The organism is Sphaerisporangium album, assembly GCF_003323745.1.
GTDB classification, from domain to species: domain Bacteria; phylum Actinomycetota; class Actinomycetes; order Streptosporangiales; family Streptosporangiaceae; genus Sphaerisporangium; species Sphaerisporangium album.
This window is the reverse complement of the sequence record NZ_QOIL01000011.1, coordinates 272,486-288,861: the sequence shown is the minus strand read 5'-3', so window position 1 is coordinate 288,861 and position 16,376 is coordinate 272,486. Positions and strand designations below refer to the sequence as shown.

The 16,376-nt window shown below is 70.9% G+C and carries 16 protein-coding genes and 1 pseudogene; 12 read left to right on the top strand and 5 right to left on the bottom strand.

Annotation, left to right across the window (positions count from 1 at the left end):
- The first annotated feature begins 11 nt into the window (after window positions 1-11).
- Both DQ384_RS21050 and DQ384_RS21045 read left to right on the top strand, forming a co-directional pair.
- Entirely contained in the window at window positions 12-1,043 is a 1,032-nt protein-coding gene (locus DQ384_RS21050) for an alpha/beta hydrolase (protein WP_245966660.1), read from the top strand.
- Window positions 1,044-1,200: 157 nt separating this feature from the next.
- The gene (locus DQ384_RS21045; RefSeq protein ID WP_114030555.1) at window positions 1,201-1,446 is read left to right on the top strand and encodes a mycoredoxin; all 246 of its coding nucleotides are present in this window, start codon (window positions 1,201-1,203) and stop codon (window positions 1,444-1,446) included.
- 132 nt (window positions 1,447-1,578) lie between these two features.
- Here the strand turns inward: DQ384_RS21045 and nudC are convergent, their stop codons facing one another.
- Complete coding sequence (gene nudC, locus DQ384_RS21040; RefSeq protein ID WP_114030605.1) at window positions 1,579-2,559, bottom strand: NAD(+) diphosphatase; 981 nt, start codon at window positions 2,557-2,559, stop codon at window positions 1,579-1,581.
- 193 nt (window positions 2,560-2,752) lie between these two features.
- Between nudC and DQ384_RS21035 the strand changes: the two genes are divergently transcribed.
- The 7 genes and pseudogenes from DQ384_RS21035 (at window position 2,753) to DQ384_RS21005 (ending at window position 10,942) form a co-directional block, all read left to right on the top strand.
- A complete protein-coding gene (locus DQ384_RS21035) occupies window positions 2,753-3,898 on the top strand; it encodes an ATP-grasp domain-containing protein (protein ID WP_114030554.1) in 1,146 nt (381 codons plus the stop codon).
- A complete protein-coding gene (locus DQ384_RS21030; protein ID WP_245966659.1) occupies window positions 3,895-5,613 on the top strand; it encodes an IucA/IucC family protein in 1,719 nt (572 codons plus the stop codon). The genes DQ384_RS21035 and DQ384_RS21030 overlap by 4 nt, the downstream gene beginning before the upstream one ends.
- On the top strand, window positions 5,610-7,499 hold the full coding sequence (locus DQ384_RS21025) for an IucA/IucC family protein (RefSeq protein WP_245966658.1): 1,890 nt from the start codon (window positions 5,610-5,612) through the stop codon (window positions 7,497-7,499). Before DQ384_RS21030 ends, DQ384_RS21025 begins: the two co-directional genes overlap by 4 nt.
- Entirely contained in the window at window positions 7,496-7,663 is a 168-nt protein-coding gene (locus DQ384_RS41355) for a hypothetical protein (protein WP_181871316.1), read from the top strand. Before DQ384_RS21025 ends, DQ384_RS41355 begins: the two co-directional genes overlap by 4 nt.
- Window positions 7,660-8,766: an alanine racemase gene (locus tag DQ384_RS21020; protein ID WP_114030553.1), complete on the top strand. Its 1,107-nt coding sequence runs from the start codon at window positions 7,660-7,662 to the stop codon at window positions 8,764-8,766. The genes DQ384_RS41355 and DQ384_RS21020 overlap by 4 nt, the downstream gene beginning before the upstream one ends.
- Before the next feature lie 420 nt (window positions 8,767-9,186).
- Window positions 9,187-10,022, top strand: a pseudogene (locus DQ384_RS21010) (IS5 family transposase).
- Between the two features lie 155 nt (window positions 10,023-10,177).
- Window positions 10,178-10,942 (top strand): class I SAM-dependent methyltransferase, encoded by a 765-nt coding sequence (locus DQ384_RS21005; RefSeq protein ID WP_114030552.1) that lies wholly within the window; start codon window positions 10,178-10,180, stop codon window positions 10,940-10,942.
- 51 nt (window positions 10,943-10,993) lie between these two features.
- On the opposite strand, the gene DQ384_RS21000 is transcribed toward DQ384_RS21005, so the two are convergent.
- Window positions 10,994-11,446, bottom strand: a complete 453-nt coding sequence (locus tag DQ384_RS21000) for a helix-turn-helix domain-containing protein (RefSeq protein WP_114030551.1) — start codon at window positions 11,444-11,446, stop codon at window positions 10,994-10,996.
- Between the two features lie 260 nt (window positions 11,447-11,706).
- Here DQ384_RS21000 and DQ384_RS20995 point away from each other — a divergent pair, with 260 nt between their 5' ends.
- A complete protein-coding gene (locus DQ384_RS20995) occupies window positions 11,707-11,898 on the top strand; it encodes a hypothetical protein (protein ID WP_114030550.1) in 192 nt (63 codons plus the stop codon).
- A gap of 479 nt (window positions 11,899-12,377) precedes the next feature.
- Here DQ384_RS20995 and DQ384_RS20990 read toward each other — a convergent pair whose 3' ends face one another.
- Window positions 12,378-13,529: an AbrB family transcriptional regulator gene (locus DQ384_RS20990; RefSeq protein ID WP_220183041.1), complete on the bottom strand. Its 1,152-nt coding sequence runs from the start codon at window positions 13,527-13,529 to the stop codon at window positions 12,378-12,380.
- A 181-nt stretch (window positions 13,530-13,710) separates the two neighbouring features.
- Here DQ384_RS20990 and DQ384_RS20985 point away from each other — a divergent pair, with 181 nt between their 5' ends.
- Window positions 13,711-14,697: a M48 family metalloprotease gene (locus DQ384_RS20985; RefSeq protein WP_114030549.1), complete on the top strand. Its 987-nt coding sequence runs from the start codon at window positions 13,711-13,713 to the stop codon at window positions 14,695-14,697.
- Between the two features lie 87 nt (window positions 14,698-14,784).
- On the opposite strand, the gene DQ384_RS20980 is transcribed toward DQ384_RS20985, so the two are convergent.
- Window positions 14,785-14,997: a DUF397 domain-containing protein gene (locus DQ384_RS20980; RefSeq protein WP_245966657.1), complete on the bottom strand. Its 213-nt coding sequence runs from the start codon at window positions 14,995-14,997 to the stop codon at window positions 14,785-14,787.
- Complete coding sequence (locus tag DQ384_RS20975) at window positions 14,985-15,806, bottom strand: helix-turn-helix domain-containing protein (RefSeq protein ID WP_181871315.1); 822 nt, start codon at window positions 15,804-15,806, stop codon at window positions 14,985-14,987. The genes DQ384_RS20980 and DQ384_RS20975 overlap by 13 nt, the downstream gene beginning before the upstream one ends.
- Before the next feature lie 168 nt (window positions 15,807-15,974).
- Here DQ384_RS20975 and DQ384_RS20970 point away from each other — a divergent pair.
- The coding region (locus DQ384_RS20970; protein WP_220183040.1) for a hypothetical protein at window positions 15,975-16,376 on the top strand (402 nt) is incomplete at its 3' end.

Genomic DNA, 16,376 nt, shown 5'->3' with positions numbered 1-16,376 from the left:
GAACGGTGTCGGTGGGTGCGCTCGCTCTGGCCGCCGCCCTGCTCACGCCGGCGGCCGTGGCCCCGGCGGGCGCGGCCACCGTGCCGCCACCCTCGGCCACGCCGACGCCGACGGTGACGTCCACCCCGGCCCCCACGCAGAGCCGGCCCCCGGCGCAGGACCCGCTGGCGTTCACCGTCACCCGCACCTTCTCCTACGGGCCCAGGGCGCGCCAGCGCATGGACGTGTGGTGGCAGCCGGACGGCGTGCGCAGGCCGGCGGTCTTCGTCCTGCACGGCGGCTGGTGGAGCGGCGGGGACAAGAAGTACATGACCGCGGTCACCAAGTCGTACGCCGAGCTGGGCTACACGGTCTTCAACCTCAACTACCGGCTCTCCTCGGACGCCGCCTGGCCCGCCCAGCGCTCCGACACGCTGGCGGCCATCGCGCTGGCGCGCAAGCACGCCGACTACTTCTCCTTCGACCCCAACCGCTATGTCATCGTCGGCTTCTCGGCGGGCGGCCACATCGCGACCTCCGTCGGCACCTATAAGGACGGTGTCCCCGGCCTGCGGGGCGTCGTCGGCATCTCGCCGGTGGTCTCGCCGCTGACGGCCTACTCCGACGGGGACCAGGGCGCCGACTTCGACCAGCGCAAGCTGCGTCAGTCGGCCATCGCGCTCGCCGGCGGCTGCCTTCCCACGGGCCGCTGCGCGCGGGTCTGGTCCAGCATGGAGGTGCCCTGGCACGCGAGCGCGCACGACGCGCCGGTGCTCAGCGTGCACTCCGAGGAGGAGTTCGTGCCCGCCTACCAGAGCGAGCTGCTGAAGGAGCAGCTCGCGCAGGTGGGCGTCCCCATGGACATCCGGGTCGTCCCGGGCTTCTACCACAGCAGCCCGCTCTACCGGGAGCCGGGCGTGGCCCAGGGCGTCCAGGAGTGGATCGCGGGCAAGCTGGGCACGCCCACGCCGGCCACACCGGCCACGCCCGGCCGTTCGCGGTCGGTGGCGAGCGAGCCGCCGTCGCCGCGCGAGGTCGCCTGGCGCGAGCCCGCCGCCCACTAGACCGCCCACGAGAAGGCCCGTGGTGCGTCCGCCGAGGTAACGCCGTGCTGCGGAGCTCGGTGCGGGAGGTGGCGCGGGCCGGGAACACGAGCGATGCTCACGGTGTTGCGAGCTATTGGCCGAACGCCGCTCTGGGGACGTGAAGGGAAATCACGCTATGGCGCTGAAGGTGTACACCACCAGCTGGTGCGGTCCGTGCAAGCGGCTGAAGAGCCAGCTGACCCGGGAGGGCATCGCCTACCAGGAGATCAACATCGAGGTCGATCCCGCGGCCGCGAAGTTCGTGGAAAGCGTCAACGGCGGAAACCAGCTCGTCCCCACCGTGGTCCTGGAGGACGGCACCGCGCTGGCCAACCCGTCCGTGATCCAGCTGAAGGGGCTGCTCGCGCGCTCCGGCGGCTGACCTCGGCCCTGTTCCGCCGGGGACGCCTCGGCGGGCATCGCGCACACGTCGCTCACCGGCGATCGGGACGTCGCCGGTTCGCCGTGCGGGCGTGCTCACCCCCGCATGACGGCGGTTCTCACCGGCCGGCGTTCACCAGTCGCCGGACAGCGCCGAGCCGTACCACGTCTCGATGAGGCGGCGGGCGATCGAGACGCCGGGCGGCAGGCGGATCTCACCGTTCTCGACGGCGGCGCCGAGTTCGGCGCGGGTCAGCCAGATCGCCTCGGCGATCTCTTCGGGGTCGCGGACTATCTCGGTGGACGTCGCCTCGACGAAGAACCCGAGCATCAGGCTGCGCGGGAACGGCCAGGGCTGGCTGCCGAGGTAGCGGGGGGTGGCGATCGTGACGCCGACCTCCTCCAGGACCTCGCGCGCGACCGCCTGTTCCAGCGACTCACCGGGCTCGACGAACCCCGCCAGCACCGAGAACCGCCCCTCGGGCCACTGCGGCCCTCGGGCGAGCAGGCAGCGGTCATCCCCGTCGTGGACGAGCATGATGACGGCGGGGTCGACGCGGGGGAAGTGCTGGCTGCCGTCCTTCGGGCAGACGCGCATGTGGCCGCCGGAGCTGACGGTGGTGACGCTGCCGCACCGCGGGCAGTGCTCGTGGGTGGTGTGCCAGGCCTCCAGGGCCACGGCGTTGACCAGCAGCCCGGCGTCGCGGTCGCCGAGCGTGGCGCCCGCCCTGCGCAGGCCCTCGGAGGCTACGTCGGCCCAGCCGGGCGCGTCCTGGACGGCCTCGGCGATCTCGATGCCCGTGGGCGGGGCGTGCACGGCGGGCAGGGGAAGCGGGCCGTCGGCGGCGACGGCGAAGTAGGCGACGCCCTCGGCGTCGACGCCGAGCAGGTAGCGCTCGCCGGCGGGGGCCTCGTCCGGGGAGAGGAGGACGAGCTCGGCCGTGCCGTTGTACCGGCGGACCAGCGTGTTGCCGTCGCGGACGAGGAGAACCCGGGTGGCGGGGTCGGCCCAGGCGGACTTCAGCCAGGCTGCGTCATTGCGGTGAACCGCCGATCTGTCGACGCCCCCCCGCGCGAGAAGCAGGGGCCCGAGCAGGCTTTCGCCCTGCGAGATCTCTCTCACGTCGCCTCCTCCCAGCGACTGCCCATCCTATGCCGACGCATTAGGCCCGCCGAAATACGGGTTACCGGGGAGACAATTCAGACATTTTCGGTGATTAGCATGTCAGGCAACGAGGCGGTTCTCCGGGCGGCTAAGATCGGCGGAGTTAGGTTAGCCTTACCTGATTCCATCCGGGGGTGCCCGCGTGCGGCTGTATCTGACCACGCTCAATCCGACCGACTCGGTCACCCGTGGATTCCTGCCCGCCGCCCGCGCCCTGGGATGCGAGGTGACGATCCTCACCGACCAGCCGGAACGCTACCCCGGCGCCGAGACCTTGCGCACCGACGTCCGCGACGCCCGCGACGTCATCGACACGATCGCCCGCCACCACCGGCCCGAGGCGATCTTCTCCAACTCCGACCACATCCAGCCGGAGACCGCGCTCGCCGCCGCCTATTTCGGGCTGCCCGGCAAGGACTGGCGCGCCTGCCTCACGGCCAAGAACAAGGCCCTGACCCGGCGCGCCCTCGCCGCCGCGGGCGTGGAGGTCGTCCGGTCCGCGCGGCTCGTCCCCGGCGACCCGCCACCCCGCGACCTGGCGTACCCGGTGGTCGTGAAACCGCGCGAGGGCGTCGCCAGCGAGGACGTCGTGCTCGCCCGCGACGGCGAGGAACTCGCCCGGGCCGTCGCGGGGATCCGCGCGCGCAGGCCTGGCGCCACGCTGGTCGCCGAGGAGTACCTGGAAGGCGAGCTGCGGACGCTGGAGACGCTCGGCGACGGGCACGAGGTACACGTACTCGGCGGGTTCCGCACGACGCTCGGGCCGCTGCCGCACTTCGTCGAGGAACGGCTCGACTGGGACCCGGTCGCGGACGCGCACGTCCTGCGGGCGCTGGGCGCGATCGGCGCCGGATTCGGGGCGTGCCACACCGAGTACATCCTGACCGCCGCGGGGCCGCGCGTCGTGGAGGTGAACTACCGGCTCATCGGCGACACCTGCGACTTCCTGATGGCCGAGATCCTCGGCATACCGCTGCACGAGCAGATCCTGCGCGTCCACTTCGGCGAGCCCGTCCCCACGCCACCGCGCGTCCACGGGCACGGGGCGGCGGTCAGCCTGGTCGCGGACCGGTCCGGAGCGATCAAGGAGGGGCCGGGAGACGTCGCCGAGAACGCCGGAGGCGTACGGCTGCGGCATCGGGCCCTGCGCGCGCCCGGCGAGGTGGTGGAGCTCACCAACACCAACCGTGACTACCTCGGCATCGTGCGGGCCTCCGGTCCGGACGGGCGCGCCGTCGAGCGGGCGATCGACGGCTTCCGCGCCCGCCACCCCTGGGTGATCGAGTGACCGGCGCCGAGCGCCGCCTCGCCGCCCGCGTCCTCTCCGCCCTACTGCGCGAGGACTACGGCGGGCTCGCCGCCCGCATGACCCACGACAAGGACGGCGTCCGGCTCGTCCTGGCCTCCGGGCGGACGGTGCGGCTCGTGCCCGGGAGTCTGTACCAGGACTTCGTGTGCGCGCCCGAGGAGTGGCTCACGCTCGCGGAGGTGCTCGGGACACTCGCCGAGGTCGCCGTGCCGGGGGATTCCGAGGGGGTTACCGCCTTCGGCGAGGAGTGCCGCGCGGCCCTGCGCGGCCACGAATGGCTCGACACCCGCCGCGACGAGGTGCTGACCCGTCTGGCGCGCCTCTGGGCCGACCATTGGGACGGTGAGCGGAACGTCGTGTACGAGTCGCTGGCCGCCTTCGCCGAGCACCCGGTCTACCCGACCTCCCGTGCGCGGCTCGGCCTCACCGAAGCGGACGCGGTGGCCTTCGCGCCCGAGTTCGCGCCGCGCTTCCGGCTTCGCTGGGCGAGCGTGCCCCGAGAGCGGGTGACGAGCGCCGGCGATCCGCGCGAACGGTTGCCGGAGACCTCCGAACCTGATCAGTGGCCTGAGAGCTCCGACCCGGCGTACGTGCTGTTTCCCGTCCATCCGCTGACCGTCCCGGTGGTAGGCGGCATGCCCGGCGTGACCGTCCTCGACGAGCCGTACCTGACCGCGCGTCCCACCTTGTCGATGCGGACCGTCCAGGTCGGCCCGCGTACGCACCTCAAGCTGCCGCTGCCCATCAGCACGCTGGGCGCGCGCAACCGGCGGTCGATCAAACCGGGCACACTCGCCGACAGCGCGCGGGCCGAACTGCTGCTGCGTGAGGTGCTGCGCCGGGAGCCGGACCTGGACGTCGTCCTCGCCGACGAACAGACCTACGCCCACGCCGGGCACGAGCATCTCGGCTGGATGGCCCGCCGCCTGCCCGCCGGCGAGATCGTCCCGGTCGCCGCCCTGCTCGCCCCATCCCCGGCCACGCCGGTGCCGTCCCCCGAGCTCGCCGTCCTCTCGCCCGTCATCGACCACGGGCTCGTTCCTCGGCACTCGCCCGCCGTCGGCCCCGCGCCCGGCCGCGCCCAGCCGTCCGTGCCGCGCGTGCTCGACCACGTGGCCGCGCGGCACACCGGAGGAGACGTCGCCGGGTTGCTGGCCGGCTACCTGCGGGTGCTGTTCGCCTGGAACGTCCGGCTGTTCGTCACCTACGGCGTCGCGCTGGAGGCGCACCAGCAGAACCTCGCGCTGGTGTTCACGGGGCCGGGCACTCCGCCACGGCTGCTGGTCAAGGACAACGACGGGATGCTGGCCTCCCCCGACCGCCTGCGCGCGGCCGGCCTCGCCGTCCCCGGGTTCACCGACCCGCGCATGCTCACCGAGGACCCGCACGCGCTCGCCGACGTGTTCGTCACCATCACCCTGCACCTGGCCGCCGCGGCGGTCGCGTTCGGCGCCGGACACGGCGAGCTCGTCGCCGACGCCTTGGAGAAGGCCCTCGCCGAGCACGGCGGGCATCCCATGGCCCGACTGCTGCGCGCGCGCACCCTCGACGCGGCCCGGCTCGTCGGCAAGTCCATGGTGACCGCCGGGACGCTCGCCGACCGCGGACGCGTCGCCGCCGACGTCAACAAGCACTACGGAACGAGCGGCCCCAACTACCTGCGTCACCACCACCGCAGAAAGGCGACCCCATGAACCGCGCCACGCTGGACTCCCCCACCGGCTTCACGGAGGACGACAGCACGCGGCGCAACACCGACGCGGCGAACGGCATGGCGGCTCATCCGGACGACGCGAAGAACGCGAACGGCGCAGCGTCCGACCCGAACGACACAGCGACCGACCCGAACGACACAGCGTCCGACGCGAACGGCACGGCGAGGAACGCGGACGACGTGGCGGAGAGCATGGCGGAGAACGCGTCGCTGGCCGCCCTGGTGCGCTGCTGCCTGCGCGAGGTGGCGGGCCCGCGCGGCCAGGTGTGGGCGGCGGGCCCGTACCTCACGTTCCGCCTCGGCGGAAGCCTGCTCCGCGTCGCGGCTTCGGGCGGCCCGGCGCTGCGCTTCGACGACCCCGCCGAACGCCTTGAGCACGGCGCATGGCACGCCCTCTCACTCGACCACCTCGTACGCCTCGTCGAAACAGAACTGAGCTCCGGACCGGACCCGCTCTCCGGCACCAGCGCGATGTCCGCGAAAGCGACGCCGGGCGAGCCACCGCGCGCGGCCACGGGCAATGAGGAGTTCGCCGGTCAGGTGGCCGGGAGCCGGGCGGCCATGGGGGTGCTGCTTCGGGCGCGGGGGAGAGCCGCCGCGCCGGAGGATCCGTGGCTGGCGTCGGAGCAGGCGCTGGTGTTCGGGCACCCGTTCCATCCGTCGCCGAAGGCGCGCGGCGGGGTGGGCTGGGAGCGGTACGCGCCCGAGGCGCACGCGTCTTTTCCCCTACGCCTGCTGGGCGTGCGGGAGGACGTACTGGCCTCCGGGGGCGATCCGAAGGTGATGGACGCGCTGGGTCAGGCTCCGCCAGGGTACGTCCTGCTCCCGGCGCATCCGTGGCAGCTCGACCTGCTCGGCGCGGAGCTGGCGGGCCCGCTCGCGGACGGGCGGCTGCTGGATCTCGGGGACGCGGCCGGCGTCGCGATCCCCACCTCGTCCGTACGGACGGTGTACGAGCCGCGTATCGGGAAATGTCTGAAATTCAGCCTGAACGTCCGTATCACCAACTGCGTGCGGAAGAACGCCTGGTACGAGCTGGCGGCCGCCTCGGAACTGAGCGGCCGCCTCGAACCGGCCTTCGCCGACCTGGCCGAACGCTTCCCGGGAACCCGATGGCTGGCCGAGCCCGGCCACCGCTCGGCGGCACTCGGCACGCGCCTGCTGGAGGGCCTCGGAGTGATCGTCCGCGACGCCCCATGGGAGGTCACCGGACCCGGCGTCACCCCGGTGCTCGCCGGCGCGCTCGCCATCCCCGGCCACGGCACCGGCGACAGCGACGTCGCGGGGGCCATACGCCGGGATCCAATCGGATGGTTCGGGGGCTATGTCGGGCATGTGGCGCTGCCGGTCTTCGAGGCCTACTTCCGGCATGGCGTCGTGCTGGAGCCCCATCTTCAGAACGTACTCGTGGGCATCACCGCCGACGGCCTGCCGATTGAGGCCATATTTCGTGATCTGGAAGGGACAAAACTAGTCATCGGACGCCACGACGTTTCTGACCTGCCCGACCTGGTCGCCAGCGCGGCGAGTTATGACGCCGCGCGAGGCTGGAATCGCGTGGTCTACTGCATCATGGTGAACCATCTCCCCGAGATCGCGGCCACGGTCGCGCGGACGGCGGCACACACGGGCGCCCCCACGACGGCGCACAGCGCGGACGAGCTCCTTCGCGAGCTGTGGGCCGAAGCCCGCGCCCGGATCGCCCGGTACGCCGCCGAGATCGGCAACCCTCTCCCCTTGTCCGACCTGCTCGCCGGAGCCCCCTTGCCCGCCAAGGCCAACCTGACCGCCCGATGGGCCCGCTCCGCCGACCGGGACGCCGGATACGTCCCGATAGGGAACCCCTTCGCGGGGGTGCCCGCATGACCGCGCAGGACCGCGCCCCGGCCACGGAACAGGGCGGTGGTCATCCCCTCCTCGTAGCCGCCCACGACCGCGACCCGGCCGCCGAACAGGGCGGTGATCGCCCCCTCCTTCTCGCCATGGCCGCGCACGGCTCCGGGCGCGATCACGGGGAGGTGTGCGCATGATCGTCCCCGAGGCCGTGCGCGAGCGCGCCATCCGGCTGGCCGACGCCCTGCCCGCCTACGTCTACGACCTTGCGGCCCTGGACCGGCACGCCGCCTCCGTACGAAGGGCGCTGCCCGGCATCGAGCTGTACTACGCGGTCAAGGCCAACCCCGACCCGGCGCTGCTGCACGTGCTGGCCCCCTACGCGGACGGCTTCGAGGTGTCGTCCATCGGCGAGGTGACCCACGTGCGGGCGATCCTGCCGGACGCCCGGCTGGCCCTCGGCGGCCCCGGGAAGACCCACGCCGAGCTGGCCCTGGACGTCCACCGCCTGCACGTCGAGAGCCCCGGCGAGCTGCGCCGGCTGATCGACCTCGGCGGGCCGGTGGACGCGCTGCTCCGGGTCAACCTCGACGTCCCCGTCGAGGGCGCATCGCTGACCATGGGCGGCGGCGCCACGCCCTTCGGCATGGACCCGGACGGCGTCCTCGAATGCCTGGAGCTGGTACGCGGGCAGAACCGGGTGCGGCTGCGCGGAATCCACGCCCATCTCGCCAGTGGCCTGGACGCCCCCGCGCTGCTGGGCCTGGCCGAGGCGGTCCTCGGTTTCGGCCGCGAGCTGGAGGCGTCCGAGATCAACCTGGGCGGCGGCATGGCAGTGTCGTACCACGCCCCCGAGGAGCTGTTCGATTGGAAGGCGTACGGCGCCGGCCTCGGCGGCCTGCGGGCGCCGGGCGAGACGCTGCGCATCGAGCCCGGCCGGGCGCTGACCGCCTACTGCGGCTGGTACCTCACCCGGGTGATCGACGTGAAGCGCGTGCACGGCGAGGTGTTCGCCGTGGTCACCGGCGGCACCCACCACCTGCGCACCCCGGTCGCCAAGGGCCACGACCACCCCTTCGCCGTCCTCCCGGTGGGCCGCGCGGGCCCCGGCGTGACCGACGAGCCCGTCACGCTGGCCGGCCAGCTCTGCACCCCCAAGGACGTCTTCGCCCGCCGCGTGGTCACCACGATCAACGTCGGCGACATCGTGGCCTTCGCAATGGCCGGCGCCTACGCCTGGACCATCTCCCACCACGACTTCCTGATGCACCCAAAACCAGCCTTCCACTACCTGACCTGAGAGCGACCCCGGGGCGACATCGGCGCACCAGCGTTCGGCACTGATTTGTCCGGACGGCGGCACCGAAACCGAACAACCGCGGCGCGCTCGGTGGCCAGGAAACGCAGGACCGGGAGGTTTGTAGTCGTCCTCGGAGACACGTGAGTCGGCGAAGACCTCGCGGATCACTGCGCTGATGCGCGCCGCCGCCGATGCCGACCGGCGCTGCTCACGCACGATGACACGCTCCCACTCGTCCAGCAGGTGGTCGCTCCAGATCATCGTGTGCACAGCGTCCTCGGTGAGGGCCAGCATCAGATCCATCAGCGAGAACGGAAACAGGACGTTGGTGTCGACGAAAACCCGCGCCATCGGCGAACGCCCTTCGGGGGACTAGGGCGTGTCTTCAATTGACCTTGAGTAGTGGATCACGGTCGGCTGATACGTCGCCATGAACTGTCCGATGCGGAGTGGGAGTTCCTCCGTCCGTTGCTGCCCCAGTCCTTGCGCGGACGGAAGCGGCTGGACGACCGAACCGTGCTCAACGGGATCGTGTGGAAGTTCCGGACGGGCACGGCCTGGCGGGACGTGCCGGAGCGGTACGGCTCCTGGCACACGCTGCACACCCGCTTTCGCCGGTGGGCCCTGGACGGCACCTTCGAGCGGATGCTCCGGGCCGCCCAGGCCCGGGCGGACGCGGCGGGCGAGATCGACTGGCTGGTGTCGGTCGACTCCACCGTCGTACGCGCCCACCAGCATGCCGTCGGAGCCCGAAAGGGGGGCTCCGCATCCCCGCACTCGGACGCTCCCGGGGCGGCCTGACCAGCAAGATCCACCTGGCCTGCGATGCCCTGGGGCGCCCGCTCGGCTTCGTGCTGACGGGCGGCAACACGAACGACTGCACGCAGTTCACCGCCGTGATGGAGGCGATCCGGGTGCCCCGCCTCGGGCCGGGACGGCCCCGGCTGCGGCCCGCTCATGTGCTGGGCGACAAGGGCTACAGCTCCCGCGCGATACGCACCTGGCTGCGGCGGCGCGGCATCGCCCACACCATTCCCGAGCGGGCCGACCAGAAGCGCAACCGGGCCCGCCGCGGCAGCCGAGGCGGACGCCCGCCCCGCTTCGACAAGCAGCTCTACAAGCAGCGCAACGTCGTGGAACGGTGCTTCAACCGCCTCAAGCAGTGGCGTGGCATCGCGACCCGCTACGACAAGACCGCCGAGTCCTACCAAGCAGCCGTCACCCTCGCCTCGCTCCTGATGTGGGCGCGACATTGAAGACAACTCCTTCAGCGGCCTGGCCGAGGTTCGCTTCGGTACGGCCGTGCCCGATAGGGGCGCCGGGATCAGCGGCGCACTTCGCCGCGCCCGCTTGGCGCCGTAACCCGAAAAGCAGTGGCCGCGCGCGCTCGGGGCCACATACGTTCGCCTCCATGGTTGACGCAACTTTCGGGCATCCGCGCCTCGCCGCCATCTACGACCCACTCGATCCGGACCGCAGCGATCTCGACGCGTATCTCGCGATGGCGGAGGAGTTCGGCGCGCGGTCCGTGCTGGACATCGGGTGCGGTACTGGCGTGTTCGCGCTGCTGCTCGCCGAGCGCGGGATCACGGTCACCGGGATCGATCCCGCGCGGGCGTCCGTCGACGTCGCGCGTGGCAAGCCGGGCGCGGAGCAGGTGCGCTGGCTCGACGGCGACGCGGGGGACCTGCCGCCCATGCAGATCGACCTGGTGACGATGACCGGGAACGTCGCCCAGGCAATCGCCGATCCGCAGGCATGGCGTACGACGCTGCGCGGCGCTTACAAGGCGCTGCGGCCCGGCGGGCGGCTTGTCTTCGAGACGCGCGATCCGGCGCAGCGCGTGTGGGAGGAGTGGGCGGAGTGGACGCGCGAGACCACGTACCGCATGACGGACATCCCGGGCGTCGGCCACGTCGAGACCTGGGCCGAGCTGACGGACGTGAGCCTGCCGCTGGTGAGCTTCCGGGGTACGCACGTGTTCGCTGCGGACGGGGACGTACTGACCTCGGAATCGACACTTCGCTTCCGCGAACGTACGGAGATCGAGCGGGACTTGCACGACCACGGCTTCGTCGTCGAGGACGTACGCGACGCACCCGACCGGCCGGGCAGGGAGTTCGTGTTCGTGGCGCGGCGCGGTACCGCGGAGCCCGTCCCTCCCGGAATGCCCTAGGGAGCGTGCGCACCACACAGCGCCGGGCAGACGGGACTTTGAAGACACGCCCTAGTAGGGAAGATCTGTCTCCTCGGCGATCTCCATGATCCTGCGGCGGCCCTCGGCACGACGCTCTCGCCGAGCCTGGAACTCCAGGACATCTGCCAGGCGAACCACGCGATGCCTGCTCTCGGGGAGGTGCTGCGAAGGAATCTCCCCTTCGTCCAGCAATCGGCTCACGAAGGGCCGTGACAACCCCAGTAGCTTGGCGACCTCGCTCGGGGTGAGACGGGATTCGACCGGCAGTGCGAAGACCGCGTTACCTTTCGCCAGATCATGGGCGGCAGCCATGATGAGGGCCACCAGTGGCTCCGGCAGCACGATGTCCCGCCCATCGGGCCCACGCAGCACCAGCTGGAAGTGTCGGGTGGCGGCGGCGACCTCCAGGTCGGCGAGCAGCTTTCGATCAGCGTCGTCCGCTTCGACACGGAGGGCACTGCTGAGGACACTCGTGCGAGGCATGATCGCTCCAGCGGTCCGATCGATATCTGCAATAAGTGTAACCTGGCGACCCCGCGAGCGCGAGGGCGGCTCGGACGGGGCCACGCCGGAATGCCGGTACCACCATGTGTTCGGCGAACAATCACGGTGTGAGGCGCGTCCGAAGGGACACGAGGGTTCTTCCGGTGTTCGCCGTCGATCATCGCCGTGAGCCGTCCGGGCGGTGCTCGTACTCGGCGCGTGCGGTCAGGGGAGCGGATGGTCGGCGATCGGTGTCGTGCGTGGGATGGCTGTTTCAATGTGCGCAGACCCAGGAGATCGACGACATTCTCGCCCGCAAGCACACCACCGCCCGCGCCGCCGTCCTCGCCACATTGGACGGCTTCGACGCCGAGGCGTACCTGCGCGCCGCCGGCCTCACCGCGGACGACCTCGGAACCTTCCGCAGCCGCCTCCTGGAATCCCCGTCCTGACCCGCTTTCCAGAAAATTCTCCGCTCCGCCCCATCCACGGCGGGGTCCGGTGACGAAGACATCGATGCGCAAGCCAGAAAACGGTGTGACGTGCCCGCACAACGGTGCGCCGTTCGGTCGAGTTCGAGCAGGCGTGGCGACGCGCCGCGCCCACGATGCGCGCGAAGGGGCTCTTCCGGAGCCACTCCGCGGTCGCCGTGGGGCTCGGACCTCCCTCCCACCGACGAAGATTGGGCTCCCATCGATGACTTCAGCGTCCAGGTCATGCCGTCGTCGTAGGAGAAGCTCTGCTGCCATCGCGCGCCTTCGGGGCCGAGGTCGTCCCAGTCCCATTTCACGCGGCCTCGGCAACGCTGTCGACGGCAATAGTTTTCCGTGTAGAGGTCGAAAGGCGTGCGGAGAACGCCTCGCGCCCCCGCTGCGGGAACGCCAGCCGGTCACGGGCCGGCGATCCGGGCGGGCGGCGGGACCGACGCGATCTACCAGCGCGATCGGTGTGAGTGGAGCAGGGCGAGGCCGGAGAGGCGGATGACCAGGGGGGCCATGAGGACCATGGCGAACAGGCGCAGGCTCTGCACGCTGGAGATGAGCGAGACGTCGGCGTGGGTGGCGACGGCCGTGGCGAGGACGGCGTTGATGCCGCCGGGGGTGGTGGCGAGGTAGGCGTCGGCGAAGGGGATGCGCTCCACCGTGGACAGAAGCCACGCCAGAGCGCCGCAGGCGACGCTGATCGCGACCGTGCAGCCGGCGGCGAGCGGCAGCAGGCGGCCCACGCGTGCCAGGGACGACCGGGTGAAGCGCAGGCCGATGTCGAGGCCGACGATCGTGAACAGGACCGTGCGCAGGGAGCCGGTCGGCGCGAAGCCTCCCAGGGTGCCGCTGACGGTGAGGGCGGCGGTCAGCAGCATCGGGCCGAGCAGCGCGGGGCTCGGCAGGCGTACGGCGCGGCCGGCCAGGACGCCGGCGACCGCGACGGCGGCCAGCAGGACCAGCCCGACGATCTGGTGGGCGTTGGTGACGACCGGGCCGAGCTCGCCGTCGGTGTCCGGCAGGGCGCCCATGGCCCCCGCGTGGGAGGTGAGCAGCCAGTTCACCAGGATGGGGGCGGTCGCGGCGACCAGCACGACGCGCAGGTACTGCAGGAAGGCGACCACGCGGCTGTCGGCGTCCAGGTCGCGGGCGGTGGAGACGACGGCCGCCGAACCTCCCGCCACCATGCCGAGTGTGGCGCTCGCCCGGTCGATGTGGCCCATCCGCGCCAGGACGGCGGCGGCGCCCAGGCTGAGCAGGATGGTGGCCCCGGTGACCAGGACCAGCGGAAGTACGGCCCCGGCGGCCTGGTGCAGGCTCGCCGGATTGAGATAGCTGCCCATCAGGACGCCGAGCGCCGCCTGGCAGGCGGAGTTGAGCCCGGCGGGAACGTGGTGCGCGATGAGGCCCGCCACCGCGAGGATCAGGCCGATCAGCAGCGGGGTGAGAAGATGGGCGGCGGGGATCACCGGCTCGGCGAGCTCACCGGCGGCGAAGGCCCCCAAGATCAGGGCAGGCCAACGCGCCCCTCGCCACCGTCCGGCGGAGCCGAACAGCCACGACACGTGCCCGGAACCCGGCCCCCGCGGGGTTCTGTCCACACCAGCCAAGCTACTGACACCGGTCGACCATCCCTCGACACTCCGACGAGGCCAGCCCCTTCCTTTGCCGAACCATGCCGCACCGACGATCGGTACCTTGGCCGGCCGTCCCGATCGGATCCGCCCATGCGATTCGGGCCGGTGGCCCCGACCTTCCTGATGTGAGGAGAGGATCACTCACATGAGCGTCACGAAGAAGATCGCCGCCCTGGTTCTTTCGTTGCTGGTGCACGGGTTCACTCTGGTGCTGATCGTGTCGGGGGTCTGGATCGTCTACGGCAACTCCGATTTCGTGGTCGCCTGGCTGCTGGGGGGACTGCTCGTCGCGATCGGGGGGCTTCTGTTCCCGCGGCCGAGGCGGCTGGGTGGCGACGCCGAACTGGTGGCGCGTTCGTCGGCGCCCGAGCTGTACGGGGTCGCGCGGCGCGTGGCCGAAGCCATGGGGGTGCTGCCGCCGGAGGCGGTGGCGGTCAGGGATCTTACGATCACCGGCGAGTACGTCCGCGTGGGCTGGCGCCGACGACCTGTCCTGGTCATCGGGCTGCCCGTGTGGCTGGTGCTGTCCGCGAGGCGGCGCGTGGTGCTGCTGACCCGGACGTACGCCGACAGGAGCGACGACAACCTGATGGTCAGCGGAGCGCTGTGGACGCTGGCGCAGTGGCGCGAGTCCCTGATGAGCGGTAAGCCGCTGGCCCGGCGGGCGGAGACGCACATCTACATGGCGACCGTCCTCGGTTCGGCCGCGCCGCGCGGCGGTTACGAAGCCGCCGGGACACTGGGCCAGGTGCTAGGCAAGGTGCTGGGCTGGCCGGCGCTGCTGATGGAACGGGCACTTCTGGGGCTCACCCGTATGCCCGACGGCCCGGGATCGCGGCGAAGGCCCGCAGCGCCTGTTCACGGGGTCGTCACGGATGCCGAGATGGCGTGGCTGGACGAGTTGATGGACGGCAGGCGTTTCGTGGCGCCCCTGCAGGCGGCGGTACTGCGGGGGGCGACCGTAGCGGAGATCCGCGCGTCCATGCCGGCCCGTGAGGGTGATCTCGGCGAAGAGGCCTCCACCGGCTCCGATGACGGAAGCCTGCTCACGCCGGCCGCGTCGGACGTCATCGACGCCGAGCTGTCCGCGCACTATGCGCGGGCGATGCGCGCTTTCGGCCTGATCTGGTGACGACCACGCGAGCCGCGGCCTCGTTGGGGCTCACTCCGCCATGAAGGGCCCGCACCGGGGGGTGTGGGCCCTTCGTCTGCCGCCGGCTCAGGCGGTCATGTCATCGAAGGCGCCGGTTTTGACGCCCTGGCGGAAGACGTCCCACTCGGCAGCCGAGAGGCGTAGCACCGGGCCATGCGGGCGCTTGCTGTCACGGACCGCCATCCCGCTGCCGGATAACACGGCGAGCTCGACGCAGTTGCCGCCGTGGTCGGCGCTGTAGGAGGACTTGACCCACGTCACATTGTTCACGTCATCCATTTCTGCACCCATTCCTTGATCAGATTATGTGAGGCGTCGTGCGGGAGCGCGTGAGCCCGTATCGCGTCGTAGCGAATCTGGAGTTGCTTGACGTTCTCCGGGACGGCGGTGACCACGCCGTTGTATGTCGTTTCGAGATAGCCCAAATCATGCCCATGGGCATGAGCCAGGACGAACGCTCCTCCCAATCCTGCCGTACAACCGACGCCGAGGGGGACTATCTGGAGTGTGATATACGGATGGTCGGCGATGGTCAAGAGGTGCTGGAGCTGCCCCTGCATGACGGCCGGACCTCCCACGGGCCGCATGAGAACGACCTCGTCGAGTACGGCCCACATCATAGGGGGGCGCTCGCGGTCGAAGATGGCCTGTCGTTCGATCCTGGACGTTACCGCGTTGTCGATCATGGCGCGGTGCATGCCAGGCACACCGAGAAACAGCGCCTTGGCGTAGTCGGGGCTTTGGAGCAGCCCCGGTACGAGCGAGTGTTCCCACGTGTGCAGCGTTGTGGCGGTCTGCTCGATCTCCAGCCATGGAAGGAACCATTGCTGCGCGCCGTCCGACCTGCACATTTCCCATACGCGGAGCATCGCGCCGTCCAGTTCCAGGACCTCATCGCATTTCCGGGCGAAGTCGGCGCTGGGCAGGCGCTTGCCTATCTCGACCATGCTCACCATGGCCCCGGTGTAACCGATCCTTCTTCCTAGTTCCTCCTGGCTGATGTGCACCTGGTTCCGGCGTTTGCGCACTTCATAGCCGAAACGCGCGGCTGGGGACGATTCGGGGTTCAGTTCGCTATTGCGAGGCATAGCCGCTTCCTCCACCTCAGCCCAACCAAGGGCAAACAGCAAGCATCGAGTGCTCGTGGTGATCGTTGCCTTACGGACAGTAATTGATGGGGGCAGTCTAGGGAAGGCCAAAAAGGAAATCACCGAAAGTCGGTTCAGGCCATGCTTCCGCACCCACGTAATTCCGAAATGCCCTATCAAAGGACGCATCCGCATCCGCTGCCGAAGCCGGACACCGCCCTGGACGCGGCGCACCGGCTGCGACGGGCGCTGGGCGTGCTCACGATCTCCACCGATATCAACGTCGGCAACGGCATCGCGCTGGTATCGGTGTGGGCGGATCTGATCGTCTGGACGCACGGCGAGCTCGGGTACTGGTGGTGGTCGGGACGGTACGCGGCGCCCGGACGCAAGCTGTACGCCTGGGGGCCGGTGCGGGATCCCGTATCCGTGGCCCGCCGGGTGGCCTACCGGTTCGCCGAGGTGTGCCGGAACCACCCGCGCTCGGCGGCGATCGTCGAGATGCTCGCCGCCGTACAGGACGGCTGGGAGGTCCCCCAGCTCACCGGGCAGGCCGTTCCGCGCAAGGGC

Excerpts from the sequence above, each read along its gene's own strand:
- DQ384_RS21045 (WP_114030555.1), top strand. The coding sequence starts at position 1,201 with ATGGCGCTGAAGGTGTACACCACCAGCTGGTGCGGTCCGTGCAAGCGG.
- DQ384_RS21025 (WP_245966658.1), top strand. The coding sequence starts at position 5,610 with ATGAACCGCGCCACGCTGGACTCCCCCACCGGCTTCACGGAGGACGAC.
- DQ384_RS41355 (WP_181871316.1), top strand. The coding sequence starts at position 7,496 with ATGACCGCGCAGGACCGCGCCCCGGCCACGGAACAGGGCGGTGGTCAT.
- DQ384_RS21020 (WP_114030553.1), top strand. The coding sequence starts at position 7,660 with ATGATCGTCCCCGAGGCCGTGCGCGAGCGCGCCATCCGGCTGGCCGAC.
- DQ384_RS21005 (WP_114030552.1), top strand. The coding sequence starts at position 10,178 with ATGGTTGACGCAACTTTCGGGCATCCGCGCCTCGCCGCCATCTACGAC.
- DQ384_RS21000 (WP_114030551.1), bottom strand. The coding sequence starts at position 11,446 with ATGCCTCGCACGAGTGTCCTCAGCAGTGCCCTCCGTGTCGAAGCGGAC.
- DQ384_RS20985 (WP_114030549.1), top strand. The coding sequence starts at position 13,711 with ATGAGCGTCACGAAGAAGATCGCCGCCCTGGTTCTTTCGTTGCTGGTG.
- DQ384_RS20980 (WP_245966657.1), bottom strand. The coding sequence starts at position 14,997 with ATGGATGACGTGAACAATGTGACGTGGGTCAAGTCCTCCTACAGCGCC.
- DQ384_RS20975 (WP_181871315.1), bottom strand. The coding sequence starts at position 15,806 with ATGCCTCGCAATAGCGAACTGAACCCCGAATCGTCCCCAGCCGCGCGT.